The following is a 13,972-nucleotide window of genomic DNA, read 5'->3' as shown; positions in this document are numbered from 1 at the left end:
ATAGCAGTGGCGCGCAGCGCCCCGGGGATGGGGTGTGGGCCGGGCGGGCGACGAGCTGGCGTGCGTATATCAGCTGACCTCTACGATGATGCTACCCGTCAGTAATAAGACGCAACCCCTCAAGGCCCCGATGTGTCCGATTACTCTTTGGGCTATGTACGGCTACGACCAGAACCCGGGCGCACAGCAGCAGATGGGTGGCGGCTACGGCGAGCAGCCGCTGTATCCCGAGCCTTCGCCGCCGTCCCTGGGCGACGCGGTACGGGCCTTCACCACCGGCTCGCTGTCCGCCGAGGACTTCCAGCAGATCTTCGCGACGTCGAAGGTCTACTGCCCGCGCGGTGACAACCCCGGGTTCCTGGCGCTGCACAACACCCAGCAGCCGGTGATCCCGATGTTCACCACGCTCAAGGAGCTGCGGCTGTACGCGGGCAAGGAGTCCAAGTACTTCGTGATCACCGGCGCCGAGGTGATCGACCTGCTGCCGACCGGCTACGGCTTCGTCCTCGACATGGAGGGCGAGCACCGCATGGTCTTCGACGCGAAGGCCGTGGAGCAGATGGTCGACTTCGCGATGCGCCGGATGTACGGCTGAGGCCGGACGTACGGCCGGGATCCGGTCCTTCGCAAGGGGTTCGCACCGCTCGGTGCGGGCCCCTTTTCGCTGCTCCGGACGGCTGAGGGAATGGATGGGTCCTTGCGGGATGTTCACTATTCAACTAAATTGAAGGCAGAACGATCCCGGAGGTGGCTCCCATGCCCGCAGTGACTGTCGAAAATCCGCTGACCCTGCCCAAGGTCGCCGCCCCGGGCGACGCAGCGGACCGTCCCGTACTCGCCGTCACCACGGCGCCGAGCGGATTCGAGGGCGAGGGTTTCCCGGTGCGCCGCGCGTTTGCCGGGATCAACTACAAGCACCTCGACCCGTTCATCATGATGGACCAGATGGGAGAGGTGGAGTACGCGGCCGGTGAGCCGAAGGGCACCCCCTGGCACCCGCACCGCGGCTTCGAGACCGTCACGTACCTGATCGACGGAACCTTCGTCCACCAGGACTCCAACGGCGGCGGCGGCACCATCCGCAACGGCGACACCCAGTGGATGACCGCCGGGTCCGGCCTCCTGCACATCGAGGCCCCGCCGGAGTCCCTGGTGATGTCGGGCGGCCTCTTCCACGGCCTCCAGCTCTGGGTGAACCTGCCCAAGGCCGACAAGATGATGGACCCCCGCTACCAGGACATCCGCGGTGGCCAGGTCCAGCTCCTCGCCTCCCCGGACGGCGGCGCGCTGCTCCGCGTCATCGCCGGTGAGCTCGACGGGCACGAGGGCCCCGGCATCACCCACACCCCGATCACGATGATCCACGCCACCGTGCGCCCCGGCGCCGAGGTGACCCTGCCGTGGCGCGAGGACTTCAACGGACTCGCGTACGTGCTGGCCGGCCGCGGCACCGTCGGTGCGGAGCGCCGCCCCGTCCACATGGGGCAGACCGCGGTCTTCGGCACCGGTTCCTCGCTGACCGTCCGCGCGGACGAGAAGCAGGACGGCAACATTTCGGACCTGGAGGTCGTGCTGCTCGGCGGCCGCCCGATCCGCGAGCCGATGGCGCACTACGGACCGTTCGTGATGAACAGCCAGGCCGAACTGAAGCAGGCCTTCGAGGACTTCCAGGCCGGTCGCCTCGGCACCGTGCCCGCCGTCCACGGGATGTGACCGCCGCGGTGTGACGGGCCGTCACCCGTACGGCCGCTCAGGCGGGACACGGCCCCCGCGCCGTGATCGGGTGGGAGGGTGCAGACCGACAAGCCCCTCCTGCCCGACGGTGCGCGGCGCGCGGCCGCCTGGTGCGGCGTGGTCCTCCTCGTCACCGGGGTCGCCGCCGTCGCCATCTGGCTGTGCATCGTCTTCAAGACCGCGATCACTCCGGTGCTGCTCGCGCTGCTCGGTACGGCGCTGCTCGGCCCGGTGCACCGCCGGCTGACCGCCCGGGGGCTGAACCGTTCGCTCGCCGCCGGGCTCACCTGTGTGCTGCTCGTCGCGGTGGTCGGCGGCGCCGGGTACATCGTCGTCACCGCGCTCGTCGACACCGGCGACCAGATCGTCCGGTCGCTGAAGGACGCCGCCCAGTGGGTCGTCGACCACTTCGGGATCGGCAAGAACACCAATGTGGACGATCTGGCGTCCAACGGCCAGAAGCTCGTGCAGAAGTTCGGCGCGAGCGCCGCGGGCGGGCTGCTCTCCGGGATCAGCCTGATCGGCTCGCTCATCGCCACCAGCGTCCTCGCCCTGCTGCTGACCTTCTTCTTCCTGCGCGACTCCGACCGGGCCGCGCGACTCGCCCACTCGGTCGCCCCACGCGGCACCGGGGAGCTGGTCGAGGCGATGGGGCGGCGGGCCTTCGAGGCCGTTCAGGGCTTCATGCGGGGCACCACGTTCATCGCGCTGATCGACGCCGTCTGCATCACCGTCGGCCTGCTGATCCTGCGCGTCCCGGGCGCGGTGGGGCTCGGTGCGCTGGTCTTCGTCGGCGCCTACATCCCCTACCTCGGGGCCTTCATCTCGGGCGCCGTCGCGGTGCTGGTCGCGCTCGCCGACCGGGGGGTCGTGATCGCGCTCTGGGCGCTGGGGGTCGTGCTCGCCGTACAGGTGCTGGAGGGCCATGTCCTCCAGCCGGTGATCCAGAGCCGTACGGTGCAGATGCACCCCGCCATGATCATGATCGCGATCACCGCGGGCGCCAGCGTGGCCGGTCTGCTGGGCATGCTGCTCGCGGTCCCGGTCTGCGCGGCGGCCTTCGGCGTCCTCGGCGAGCTGCGCGGCAGACACCCGGAGCCGCCGTCCGGGGGCGAGCCGTCGGCCGAGCCCGGGGCCTGAGGGCCGGGCTCAAGCCCGCGGGGATGCCCTCATCACGGCACACCGCCCCGAACCGGGCCGCCGGGCCGGTTCAGCCCACGGGGACGCTTCCCGCTCCGGCCTCCTCCGGTCCCGATTCGTTCAGCTCGAACCAGATCGACTTCCCCGCCCCCCGCGGGTCCACCCCCCACGCGTCGGCGAGCATCTCCATCAGCACCAGGCCCCGGCCGCTGGAGGCCATCTCCCCAGGGCGCCGCTTGTGCGGCAGCTCGTCGCTGCCGTCGGACACCTCCACGCGGAGCCGCCGCTCGCCGTGCTCCCCCGTCGCCTGAGCCAGCAGCAGCGCGTCCCCGTCCGTGTGGACGAGGACGTTGGTGGCCATCTCGGAGACCATCAGCACCGCCGCGTCGACCTGCTCCGGATCCGCCCAGTCGTGCAGCAGGTCCCGCAGCTGCTGCCGGGCCGCCGCGATCCGTTCCGGCTCGGCCTGCGCGATGGTCAGCGCGGTGCGCCGCGGCGCGGGCCGCTTCCGGGCGCCCCCGTCGCAGCGGAGCAGGAGCAGCGCGATGTCGTCCTCCCGGCGGTCCGACAGCGGGCCCGTGGTGTAGTGCGAGGTCGGCCCGTGCACGGCCTGCACCAGGGCGTCGGCGAGCTTCTCCAGGTCGCCCGTCTGCTGCTCCAGGACCGGCCGCAGCCGGTCCCAGCCGGAGAACATGTCATGGCCGCCGGTCTCGATCAGCCCGTCCGTGCAGAGCATGATCGTTTCCCCGGGCTCCAGGGTGAGCCGGCTCGTCGGATAGTCGGCGTCCTCCTCGATGCCGAGCGGCAGTCCGCCCTCGGTCTGCCGGATCATCGCGGTCCCGTCGGCGGTGGTCACCACGGGGTCGGGGTGACCGGCCCGCGCGATGTCCAGCGTGCCGGCCACCGGGTCGACCTCCGCGTACAGGCAGGTGGCGAAGCGCGGCCCGGTCGCCGCCCCGTTCTCGTACGCGTCGGAGAGCCCGGAGAGGAAGCGCGAGGCGCGCGAGAGCACCGCGTCCGGGCGGTGCCCCTCGGCGGCGTACGCGCGCAGCGCGATCCGCAACTGGCCCATCAGCCCGGCGGCCCGCACGTCATGGCCCTGGACGTCGCCGATGACCAGGGCGATACGGCCGTTGGGGAGCGGGATCATGTCGTACCAGTCGCCGCCGACCTGGAGCCCGCCGCCGGTCGGGATGTAGCGGGCGGCGACCGTCATGCCCGGGATGTCGGGGCCGAGCGTCGGCATCATCGAGCGCTGGAGCCCCAGCGACAGCTCCCGCTCGGTCTCGGCGACCCCGGCGCGGGCCAGCGCCTGCGCGAGCATCCGGGCCACGGTCGTCAGCACGGACCGTTCGTCCGGCGAGAACGACACCGGGTGCTTGAACCCGGCCATCCAGGCGCCCATGGTGCGTCCCGCGACGATCAGCGGCAGGAAGGCCCAGGAGCGGCGCCCGAAGCGGCTGGCGAGCGGCCAGGTGACCGGGTAGCGGCGGCCGTAGTCCTCGGGTGACGGCAGATAGATCGCCCGCCCTGTCCGTACCACCTCGGCGGCCGGGTAGTCGGTCTCCAGCGGCATGTCGGTGAACGGGTCCTCGTCGCCCACGCTGTGCCCGTGGTGCCCGATGACCGTCAGCCGGTCGCCCGCGATGCCGAAGACCGCCAGGCCGTCCGGCGAGAAACCCGGCATGGAGAGCGAGGCGGCGACCCGCAGCACCTCCGCGGTCGACCTGGCCTCGGCCAGCGCCCGGCCCGCGTCCAGCAGGAAGGCCTCGCGGGAGCGGCGCCAGTCCCCGGTGATGGGGGTGTGCGCCCCGGTGGTGCCGGGCTGCGGCTCGGCGACCTCCTGGAGGGTGCCGACGAGTATGTAGTCCCCGCCGTCCACCGCCCCGGCCGGGAGCGGCTTGGAGCGGCTGCGCACCGTACGCAGCACCCGGCCGCCGCCGTCCACGATCCGCAGCCGGGCCTCGGCGAGGGTGCCCTCGGCGCGCGCCAGGTTCACCACCCCGTAGATCTCGTTCCAGTCGATGGGGTGGAAACGGGAACGCACCGCGGACTCGCGGAAGACACCGGCCGCGGCGGGCAGCTCCAGCAGCCGGGCCGCCTCCGCATCGAGCGTGACGGTCCCGGATCCGTTGTCCCACCGCCACAGACCGGTCGCGGTCGCGGCCAGGACGTCCTCGGTGCGCATTGCCCTACTTTAAGAAGATCTGCTCCGTGAACGCCACCGAGGACGGCCGCCCGAGAGCTTCCGGGGAGGGGGCCGGGAGCCTTCGGGGAGGGGCGGGGAGCGTCCTGGCGGGCCCGGCGGTGCCGTCCACCGGGCCCCGGATGATCTTGAAATGTCAATGTCAATGATTCGGTGCGGGTGCGGGCGGTAGCCTGGGGTGGCTGAATCCACCCCGAACCGCGAAGACTGGATGAACGACGATGCATCGGTACAGGTCCCACACCTGCGGCGAGCTCCGCGCCTCTGACGTCGGCACCGACGTCCGACTGAGCGGCTGGCTGCACAATCGCCGAGACCTGGGTGGCATCCTCTTCATCGATCTGCGCGACCACTACGGTCTGGTGCAGCTCGTCGCCCGCCCCGGCACCCCCGGCAACGAGGCGCTGGCGAAGCTCACCAAGGAGACCGTCGTACGGATCGACGGCAAGGTCTCCGCGCGCGGTGCCGACAACGTGAACCCGGAGCTCCCGACCGGGGAGATCGAGATCGAGGTCACCGAGGTCGAGGTGCTGGGCGAGGCCGCCCCGCTGCCCTTCACGATCAACGCCGAGGACGGGGTCAACGAGGAGCGGCGCCTGGAGTACCGCTTCCTCGACCTGCGCCGCGAGCGCATGCACCGCAACATCATGCTGCGCTCGGCGGTCATCGCCGCCATCCGCGCCAAGATGGTGGCCCTCGGCTTCAACGAGATGGCGACCCCGATCCTCACCGCGACCTCCCCCGAGGGCGCCCGTGACTTCGTCGTCCCGTCCCGGCTGAACCCGGGCAAGTTCTACGCCCTGCCCCAGGCCCCGCAGCAGTTCAAGCAGCTGCTGATGATCTCCGGCTTCGACCGCTACTTCCAGATCGCGCCGTGCTTCCGCGACGAGGACGCCCGCGCCGACCGCTCGCCCGGCGAGTTCTACCAGCTCGACGTCGAGATGTCGTTCGTCGAGCAGGAGGACGTCTTCCGGCCGATCGAGAAGCTGATGACCGAGCTCTTCGAGGAGTTCGGCAACGGCCGTCACGTCACCTCGCCGTTCCCGCGCATCCCGTTCCGCGAGTCGATGCTGAAGTACGGCAACGACAAGCCGGACCTGCGCGCCAAGCTGGAGCTGGTCGACATCTCCGACGTCTTCGCGGACTCGGAGTTCAAGGCCTTCGCCGGCAAGCACGTCCGTGCCCTCCCGGTCCCGGACACCGCGGGCCAGTCCCGGAAGTTCTTCGACGGCCTCGGCGACTACGCCGTCCAGCACGGCGCCAAGGGCCTGGCCTGGGTCCGCGTCGGCGAGGACGGCACGCTGGCGGGTCCGATCGCCAAGTTCCTCACCGAGACGGACGTCAAGACCCTCACCGAGCGCCTCTCCCTCGTCCCGGGCCACGCGGTCTTCTTCGGCGCGGGCGAGTTCGACGAGGTCTCCAAGATCATGTCCGCCGTCCGCGTCGAGGCCGCCAAGCGCGCCGGCCACTTCGAGGAGGGCGTCTTCCGGTTCTGCTGGGTCGTCGACTTCCCGATGTACGAGAAGGACGAGGACACCGGCAGGATCGACTTCTCGCACAACCCCTTCTCGATGCCCCAGGGCGGCCTGAAGGACCTGGAGGAGAAGGACCCGCTGGACATCCTCGCCTGGCAGTACGACATCGTCTGCAACGGCATCGAGCTGTCCTCCGGCGCCATCCGGAACCACGAGCCCGAGCTGATGCTCAAGGCCTTCGAGATCGCCGGTTACGACCGCGAGACCGTCGAGCACGAGTTCGCGGGCATGCTCCGCGCCTTCCGCCTCGGCGCCCCGCCGCACGGCGGCATCGCCCCGGGCGTCGACCGCATCGTGATGCTGCTGGCCGACGAGCCCAACATCCGCGAGACGATCGCCTTCCCGCTCAACGGCAACGCCCAGGACCTGATGATGGGCGCCCCGACGGAGCTGGACGAGACCCGGCTGCGCGAGCTGAACATCCAGCTCCGCAAGCCGGTCGCGGCGGCGAAGGACAAGGCGGAGGCCAAGGCGGACGCCAAGGACTCCGTGGCGAGGGACACCGGCGCGAAGTAGAAGCAGGCGTCACCGGTTCCGCTCCGGTTCCACGTGAAACATCCCCCGGCCGACCCCGGCCGGGGGATGTTCCATGTCCGGGCCCGTCTCACGTCGCGTTCAGGGCCACCGTCGGATGGAGGCGGGAGGCGCGGATCGCCGGATAGAGGCCCGCGACCACCCCGATCAGGAGGGTGGCGGCCAGGCCGCCCGCCAGGGACCAGGGCGGGACCACCGCCGTCCACCCCTGCACCCGGGCGAATCCGAAGGTCGTCGCCGCGCCCAGCAGCGCGCCCGTCGCCCCGCCCAGCGCCGACAGCAGCAGCGACTCGGTCAGGAACTGGAGCCGGATCGCGCCCCGGGTCGCGCCCAGCGAGCGGCGCAGGCCGATCTCCTGGCGGCGCTCCAGGACCGAGATGACCATGGTGTTGGCGACGCCCACCCCGCCGACCAGGAGGGCCACCGCGCCCAGGCCGAGCATCAGGCTCGTCAGGCCCTCGTCGGCGGCGGCCTTGGCGGCCAGCGCGTCCGAGGGCCGGGAGACCTTGATGCCCGCCTCGTCGCCGGGGCTGATGGTGCGGGCCAGGACCGCCCGTACGTCCTGCACCGAGGCGTCCGTGGAGCGCTCGAAGACGGTGGTGGGGTGGCCGTCGAAGCCGAAGTAGCGCTCGGCGGCGGGGAACCCGACCATGGCCACCCGGTCCAGATTGGGGACCAGCTCGATCGGCCGGAGGATGCCGACGACGACCACCCGGGTGTCGTTCATCATGATCGTCTCGCCGGTACGGGTGATGCCGAGGCGTTCCGCGGCCACCGCGCCGAGGACCGCCGTCGGGAGGCGCTCACCGGCCGGGGTCAGCCAGACGCCCTTGTCGACCTCGCCGCCGAGCGCGGCGAGTAGATCGGTGCGGACCGCCTGGGCGGTGACGCCCGCGGTGCGCTCCTCGGGGACCACGTCGCTCCGGCGGATGCGGGCGTCGACATCGGCGGTGGCCGTGGCGTGCCGGACCGGGCCGATGCGCTCGACCATCGCGACCGCGTTCCTGGGGAGCTTGATCTCCTGCCCCAGGGGGTCCTTGCCCGCCTCGGCGGTGAGGAGGTTGGTGCCGAGACGGTCGAGCCGGGTCATCAGGTCCGCGCGGCTCGACTCGGACAGCCCGACGACCGCGACCATGGTCGCGATGCCGATGGCGATGCCGAGCGCCGAGAGCACCACCCGCGCCCGCCGCGCGCGGAGCCCGACCGCGCCGACGCGGAGGATGTCGCGCGGCGAGAGGCGGGCGGGCCTGAGGTCGTGCTTCATGAACCGGCCCCTTCCGTGCGGGAGCATGAACCGGCCCCTTCCGTGCGGGGGCCGGGGCGCGGGCCGGAGCGCAGGTCCGAGACGATCGCGCCGTCCCGGAAGCGGACCCGGCGCGGCAGCGCGTCCGCGATCTCGTTGTCATGGGTGATCACGCAGATGGTGGTGCCGGAGGCGTTCAGCCGGTGCAGCAGCTCCATGACGAGCGCGCCGGACGCGGTGTCCAGCGCCCCGGTCGGTTCGTCCGCCAGCAGCAGCCGGGGTTCGCCCACCAGGGCGCGGGCGATGGCCACCCGTTGCTTCTCGCCGCCGGACAGCTCGTTCGGCGTGTGGGAGCGGCGGTGGTCCAGCCCGACGCCGGCGAGCGCCTCCCGGGCCCGCGCACGCCGTTCCTTCGGCGGGACGCCCGCATACAGCAGCCCGTCGGCGACGTTGTCCACCGCGTCGCGCCCCGCCGCCAGGTGGAAGTGCTGGAACACGAAGCCGATGTGGCGGGCGCGGAGTGCGGAGAGCCGGGCGTCGGAGAGCTCGGACACGTCGTACCCGGCGATCCGGACGGTGCCCGTGGTGGGCCGGTCGAGGGTGCCCATGAGGTTGAGCATCGTGGACTTGCCGGAGCCGGACGGGCCGACGACGGCGACGAGTTCGCCCTCCTCGACGGTGAGGTCCACTCCGCGCAGGGCGTGGACGCCGCCGGGGTACGACTTCCCCGCGTCCCGCAGTTCGATCACCGGGGACGGCGTCATGACGCCGCCACTCCGACCTTCAGTCCCTCGCGCACATCCGGTCCGCTGACCTCGATCTGCCCGTCGGCGGTCATGCCCGTCTCCACCCGCACCATCCGCGACGTGGTGCCCTCGACGACCTGGAGGCCGTAGCCGCCGTTCTCGCCGCGCAGGGCGACGACCGCCTCGACGGGGACCGCGAGGACGCCCTTGTGCGCCTCGCTGACGAACTTCACGCTCGCCGACGCCTTGGTGTCCTCGCCGGACGCGGCGCCCGCGCCGCCGTCCAGCACGACCTCGACGGTGATGCCGTCCTCGGCGGCGGCCTCGCCCCCGGACTGCTCGGGGCGCACCGTCCCGGCGACCTTGCCGGACACGGTCTTCCCGCTCGGCAGGGTCACCTCGACCCTGGTGCCCCGTGAGGTGAGCGCCCCGTCGGTCTGGTCGAGCCCGGCCCGTACGACGGGCTCGGTGGAGGCGATCGTCAGCACCGGCCCGTCCGGGCCGACCCGGTCGGCGAGCGCCGCGTCGGCGGAGACCACCTTGACCGGGCCGGGCTGGAAGACGACATCGCCCCGGCCGACCCGGCCGGTGGTCTCGCGGTTCAGGGACTTCTGCCACCGCTTGACGGCGGCCGCGGTGTCCTGGTCGTACCGGACGTCGACGTACAGCCGCGAGCCGTACCCCAGGTCCCGGAGATTGCGCTCCAGCTGGAGCACGTCGCTGCCCCGGTCCCCGGCCTTCATCTCGCGGAACATCGGGACCGGTCCGTAGAGGAGGGTGACCGGCTTGTCGTTCAGCTCGTACAGGGCCTGCCCCCTGGTCAGCGTCCTCCCCTCGGTGGCGGCCACCGTGACGGTGCCCTCGACGGCGGACTTGACCGCACGCCGCTGCGCGAAGTCGAGCTTTCCGTCGACGGTCTTGGACCGCACCAGGTCGGTGCGTACGACGGTCGCGGTGGCGGGCGGCAGATCGCCGGAACCGGCCGGGGCGCCCGCCCCGCCGCCGTCGCCGAGGAACAGGACGCCCGCGGTGACGGCGGCGGCCGCGGTCACCGCGCCGAGCGCGAGGAGAGCGGTGCCGCGCTTCACTGCATGCCGTCCAGACCGTCGAGCAGCTTCGACCCGCACGCCTCGCGGGCCTTCTTGTACGCCGGTGAGTCCGTGTCGATGACCGGGGACGCCGGGTTCGGGTCGCCGCCCGGCTGGGCGTTGCCGCCGCTCATGGTCGGGTTGGTGAACCGGGAGACGCCGTTGTCCCGCATGCACTTGGCGTGCGCGAGCATCGACTCGTAGGACTTCTGCTGGTCGCGCTCGGGCTCGGCCTCCATGGCGTCCCGCAACTCGGCCACGCAGGCACCGTTCCTGCCGCCCTTGATGCCCTCGTTGCGGCCGGGCTGGGAGCCGATCTCGTTGATCTTGTCCCAGTCGAGGTACCCGCTGAGCGTGGGGTCGGGGAAGTCCTTGTAGCCGCCCTTGGCGCGCATGCACTGGACGTACTTCACCTGGGCGTCGTAGAAGGCGCTCTTGCCCGCGGGCGGGGCGCTCGGCCTGTCCGCGTCCTTCGTGGCGCCGGCCGCCGGAGTGCTCGGTACGTCGGCGATCGCGTCGGTCTTCTCCGCCGCGTCCGTACCGCCGTCCCCGCCGCCGCAGCCGACGGAGAGGGTGAGCACGGGCAGGGCCACGAGGGCGGCCAGGCGCAGCCGGGCGGCGGTACGGGTGTTCGTCCGGGGGTTCGTCCTGAGGAAGATCATGCGCCGTACGCTCGCCGCCATGGATGATGGTCCGTCCATGGCCACATGATGGGAACGTAACAATGGCCCCGGCCTGCGCATTCGTCCCCGTGGGCGGGAGACGGGAACGGTCCGGGCGTGCCCATAATCGGCCCCATGCCCCATGTGCTGCTCATCGAGGACGACGCGTCCGTACGGGACGGAATGGAGCTCGTGCTCCGTCGGCACGGGTACGGCGTGGACACCGCCGCCACCGGCGAGCAGGCCCTCGCCCTGCTCGCCGGGGAGCGGGGCGCCCGGGTCGAACTGGCCGTGCTGGACCTGATGCTGCCCGGCATGGACGGCTTCGAGGTGTGCCGCCGCATCCGTGCCCGTTCGGCGACCCTGCCGGTCATCATGCTGACCGCGCGCGGCGACGACCAGGACATCGTGACGGGCCTGGAGGCGGGCGCCGACGACTACGTCGTCAAACCGGTCACCGCCCCCGTCCTGGAGGCCCGCATCCGGGCCGCGCTGCGGCGCGCGGAACCGTCCGGGCAGGCGCAGGAGGCCGACGCCGACCTCGCCGGGCTGGTCATCGACCGCGTCGGACTGACCGTCACCAAGCACGGCGTCCCCGTCCCGCTCCCGCCCACCGAACTGCGGCTGCTGCTGGAGCTCTCGGCCTCCCCCTGCCGGGTCTTCAGCCGCGAGCAGCTCCTCGAATCCGTCTGGGACCACACCTTCCTGGGCGACTCCCGGCTGGTGGACGCGGCGGTCGGACGGCTGCGCGCCAAGTTGGAGGACGTACCGGCCAAGCCCCGGTACGTCCAGACGGTGCGGGGCTTCGGCTACCGCTTCGGACCGCTGTGAACGGCAGCGGGAACGGCGGGCGCCCCGCCGCCCCGGCACGGCGCTCGCGGCGTCTCGTCGGCGGGCTGCGCACCCGGCTCGTCGTCACCTTCGTCGTCGTCGCCCTGATCAGCGCGGTGACCGCGACCGCCCTCGCCTACCGGGACGCCCGCACCGCCGTCCTCCAGCGCACCCAGAACGCGGCCGTGAACGACCTCCGGGAGCGGGTCGGCGCGGTGGCCGCCGACTTCGACGTACCGCCCGACCAGCAGTCGCTGTCCCGGTTCGCGGCGCGGGTGTCGGACGGCATCGGCGGGAGGATCGTGGTCGCCCGCTACCAGGACCTGTCCGCCGTCTCCGACTCGCTCGCCGACACCGCGTCCCGGATCGGCGTCGAGCTGCGCACCGCCGTCACGACCGGCGACGACGCCGAGTTCCAGCGGGTGCGGTGGCGGGGCGAGCCCTATCTGGTGGTCGGCATGCCCGTGACGTACGCCGACGGGGACCGCCGCACCTCCGGCCTGGAGGTCTACGCGATCACCGATCTGCGGGCCGAGAGCGACGACACCGCCGCCCTGCTGGACTCCGTCCGGACGGGCATCGTGCCGGTGGTGCTGCTCTCCGCCGTCCTGGCGCTGCTGGCCGCGGGGACGGTCCTGCGGCCGGTGCGGAGACTGGGCCGGGCCACCCGGGGGCTGGCGGCCGGTGATCTCGGCAGCCGGGTCGCCGTCACCGGCCACGACGAACTGGCCGATCTGGCACGGACGTTCAACGAGACCGCCGACGCGCTCCAGGCCTCCGACACGGATCTGCGCGCACAGGAGGCGAAGGCGCGCCGCTTCGTGGCGGACGTGTCGCACGAACTGCGCACGCCCCTCGCGGCGATGACGATGGTGGCGACCGTCCTGGAGGAGGACGCCGACCAGCTGCCGCCGGACGCGGCACGGGCGGCCCGTACGGTCGGCGCGGAGACGGCCCGGCTGTCCCGGCTGGTCGAGGACCTGATGGAGATCTCCCGCTTCGACGCCGGGGCGGCCCGGCTGAACGCCGCCGAGACCGACCTCGCCGACACCGTGCGGGCGTCGCTCGCGCTGCGCGGCTGGACGGACCGGGTGGAGACGGAGCTGGGGGCGGACGTCCGGGCGGTGGTCGACCGGCGCCGGATCGACGTGATCGTCGCGAACCTGGTGGGCAACGCGCTGCGGCACGGCGCCCCGCCGGTCACCGTGACCCTCACGACGGACCGCGCGGCGGACGGCGCGTGGGTGGTGCTGTCCGTCGCCGACCACGGCCCGGGGCTGCCGCCGGACGCGGGGGAGCGGGTCTTCGACCGGTTCTACAAGGCGGACGCGGCCCGCACCCGGGGAGCGGCCGACGACAGCGGACAGGGCAGCGGCCTCGGCACGGCGATCGCACTGGAGAACGCCCGGCTGCACGGCGGCACGATCGAGGCGGCCGACGCGGCGGACGGACCGGGGCACGGCGCGGTGTTCACCCTGAGGCTGCCCCTGCGACGTACGGGAGAGGACATGGAATGAGGCTCCGACGGGCGGCCGCGGCGGCCGCACTGGGGATCGCCCTGACGGGCTGCGGCGTCCAGCCGACCGGGGTGATAGGCGCGGGCGAGCCCGCGACCGGGCTGACCCGCGGCATGCGGCTGTACTACGCCTCGGCCGGCGGGCTGCGCGCGGTGCCCCTGATCGACAAGAAGGTCGATGACCTCAACGGGGTGCTGAAGCTGCTGGGCGGAACCCCACCGCCCACCGGGCAGGGCGACGGGCTCGCCTCCCTCGTCCACCTCGGCGGTTACTCGGCGACCGGCTCGGGAACCCGGGTCACGGTGCGCCTGGAGGGCCTCTACGGGGAGTCGGGCCGCGACCAGGCCACCGGCCAGCTGGTCTGCACCCTGGCCCGCGCCCAGTCCGTGCTGGAACCGGAGGTCAGGACCGACGACGTCGAGGTCACCCTGCGCCCGACCGAGGGCGAGGCGCTGGGCCCCTACCGGTGCGCGGAGTTCCTCAACGGCTGAGAGCCTGCCGGATTCCGGGAACGCCCTCTCCCCGACGGCACGGAATCCTGACCCGGAATCAGGCCGCGGACACCCCACGGAGCGCAAGGCCGGGAACCTACACGCAAGGAGCGGCTCCGGGCGTGAACGACGCGCGTGTCCGGCGCCCGATACATCCGTATGGCCCTCGTGCGGATTCGCGCTCGCCCGACGCGGCGTTAACTGAGGTCGGCGGCAGGCGGCGTGACGGGGAGCCCGCCCGCACC

The 13,972-nt window shown here is 72.4% G+C and carries 12 protein-coding genes; 7 read left to right on the top strand and 5 right to left on the bottom strand.

Annotated features, from left to right (window positions below; all coding sequences use genetic code 11):
- The first annotated feature begins 154 nt into the window (after positions 1–154).
- The 3 genes from GA0115234_RS30095 to GA0115234_RS30085 all read left to right on the top strand — a co-directional run bounded on the left by GA0115234_RS30095 (position 155) and on the right by GA0115234_RS30085 (position 2,874).
- On the top strand, positions 155–595 hold the full coding sequence (locus GA0115234_RS30095; protein WP_072487501.1) for an SseB family protein: 441 nt from the start codon (positions 155–157) through the stop codon (positions 593–595).
- 161 nt (positions 596–756) lie between these two features.
- On the top strand, positions 757–1,713 hold the full coding sequence (locus GA0115234_RS30090) for a pirin family protein (protein ID WP_093547967.1): 957 nt from the start codon (positions 757–759) through the stop codon (positions 1,711–1,713).
- Positions 1,714–1,791: 78 nt separating this feature from the next.
- Positions 1,792–2,874, top strand: coding sequence for an AI-2E family transporter (locus tag GA0115234_RS30085; RefSeq protein WP_093547965.1), 1,083 nt, complete (start codon positions 1,792–1,794; stop codon positions 2,872–2,874).
- Positions 2,875–2,944: 70 nt separating this feature from the next.
- Here the strand turns inward: GA0115234_RS30085 and GA0115234_RS30080 are convergent, their stop codons facing one another.
- Positions 2,945–5,062: an ATP-binding SpoIIE family protein phosphatase gene (locus GA0115234_RS30080; RefSeq protein ID WP_093547963.1), complete on the bottom strand. Its 2,118-nt coding sequence runs from the start codon at positions 5,060–5,062 to the stop codon at positions 2,945–2,947.
- Between the two features lie 239 nt (positions 5,063–5,301).
- Between GA0115234_RS30080 and aspS the strand changes: the two genes are divergently transcribed.
- Positions 5,302–7,131, top strand: coding sequence for an aspartate--tRNA ligase (gene aspS / locus GA0115234_RS30075; protein WP_093547962.1), 1,830 nt, complete (start codon positions 5,302–5,304; stop codon positions 7,129–7,131).
- Between the two features lie 88 nt (positions 7,132–7,219).
- Here the strand turns inward: aspS and GA0115234_RS30070 are convergent, their stop codons facing one another.
- From GA0115234_RS30070 to GA0115234_RS30055, 4 genes are read right to left on the bottom strand one after another with little or no spacing between them, the layout of a single operon-like run.
- Positions 7,220–8,413, bottom strand: coding sequence for an ABC transporter permease (locus tag GA0115234_RS30070; RefSeq protein ID WP_093547960.1), 1,194 nt, complete (start codon positions 8,411–8,413; stop codon positions 7,220–7,222).
- Complete coding sequence (locus tag GA0115234_RS30065) at positions 8,410–9,156, bottom strand: ABC transporter ATP-binding protein (RefSeq protein ID WP_093547958.1); 747 nt, start codon at positions 9,154–9,156, stop codon at positions 8,410–8,412. Before GA0115234_RS30065 ends, GA0115234_RS30070 begins: the two co-directional genes overlap by 4 nt.
- The gene (locus GA0115234_RS30060) at positions 9,153–10,226 is read right to left on the bottom strand and encodes a peptidoglycan-binding protein (protein ID WP_093547956.1); all 1,074 of its coding nucleotides are present in this window, start codon (positions 10,224–10,226) and stop codon (positions 9,153–9,155) included. The genes GA0115234_RS30065 and GA0115234_RS30060 overlap by 4 nt, the downstream gene beginning before the upstream one ends.
- Positions 10,223–10,888, bottom strand: coding sequence for a hypothetical protein (locus tag GA0115234_RS30055; protein WP_093547954.1), 666 nt, complete (start codon positions 10,886–10,888; stop codon positions 10,223–10,225). The genes GA0115234_RS30060 and GA0115234_RS30055 overlap by 4 nt, the downstream gene beginning before the upstream one ends.
- Positions 10,889–11,023: 135 nt before the next feature.
- Between GA0115234_RS30055 and GA0115234_RS30050 the strand changes: the two genes are divergently transcribed.
- Genes GA0115234_RS30050 through GA0115234_RS30040 form a run of 3 tightly spaced genes read left to right on the top strand, consistent with a single transcriptional unit; the run spans position 11,024 to position 13,727 of the window.
- Positions 11,024–11,719 carry a response regulator transcription factor gene (locus GA0115234_RS30050; RefSeq protein WP_093547952.1) on the top strand — a complete coding sequence of 232 codons (696 nt, stop codon included), beginning with the start codon at positions 11,024–11,026 and terminating at the stop codon, positions 11,717–11,719.
- A complete protein-coding gene (locus tag GA0115234_RS30045) occupies positions 11,716–13,236 on the top strand; it encodes a sensor histidine kinase (RefSeq protein WP_256088856.1) in 1,521 nt (506 codons plus the stop codon). The genes GA0115234_RS30050 and GA0115234_RS30045 overlap by 4 nt, the downstream gene beginning before the upstream one ends.
- Complete coding sequence (locus tag GA0115234_RS30040) at positions 13,233–13,727, top strand: hypothetical protein (RefSeq protein ID WP_093547950.1); 495 nt, start codon at positions 13,233–13,235, stop codon at positions 13,725–13,727. Before GA0115234_RS30045 ends, GA0115234_RS30040 begins: the two co-directional genes overlap by 4 nt.
- Positions 13,728–13,972: the final 245 nt, after the last annotated feature.

This window comes from Streptomyces sp. DvalAA-43, assembly GCF_900091725.1.
Taxonomy (GTDB): domain Bacteria; phylum Actinomycetota; class Actinomycetes; order Streptomycetales; family Streptomycetaceae; genus Streptomyces; species Streptomyces pulveraceus.
The sequence above is the reverse complement of the archived record's forward strand: the minus strand, read 5'-3'. Positions and strand labels throughout refer to the sequence as shown.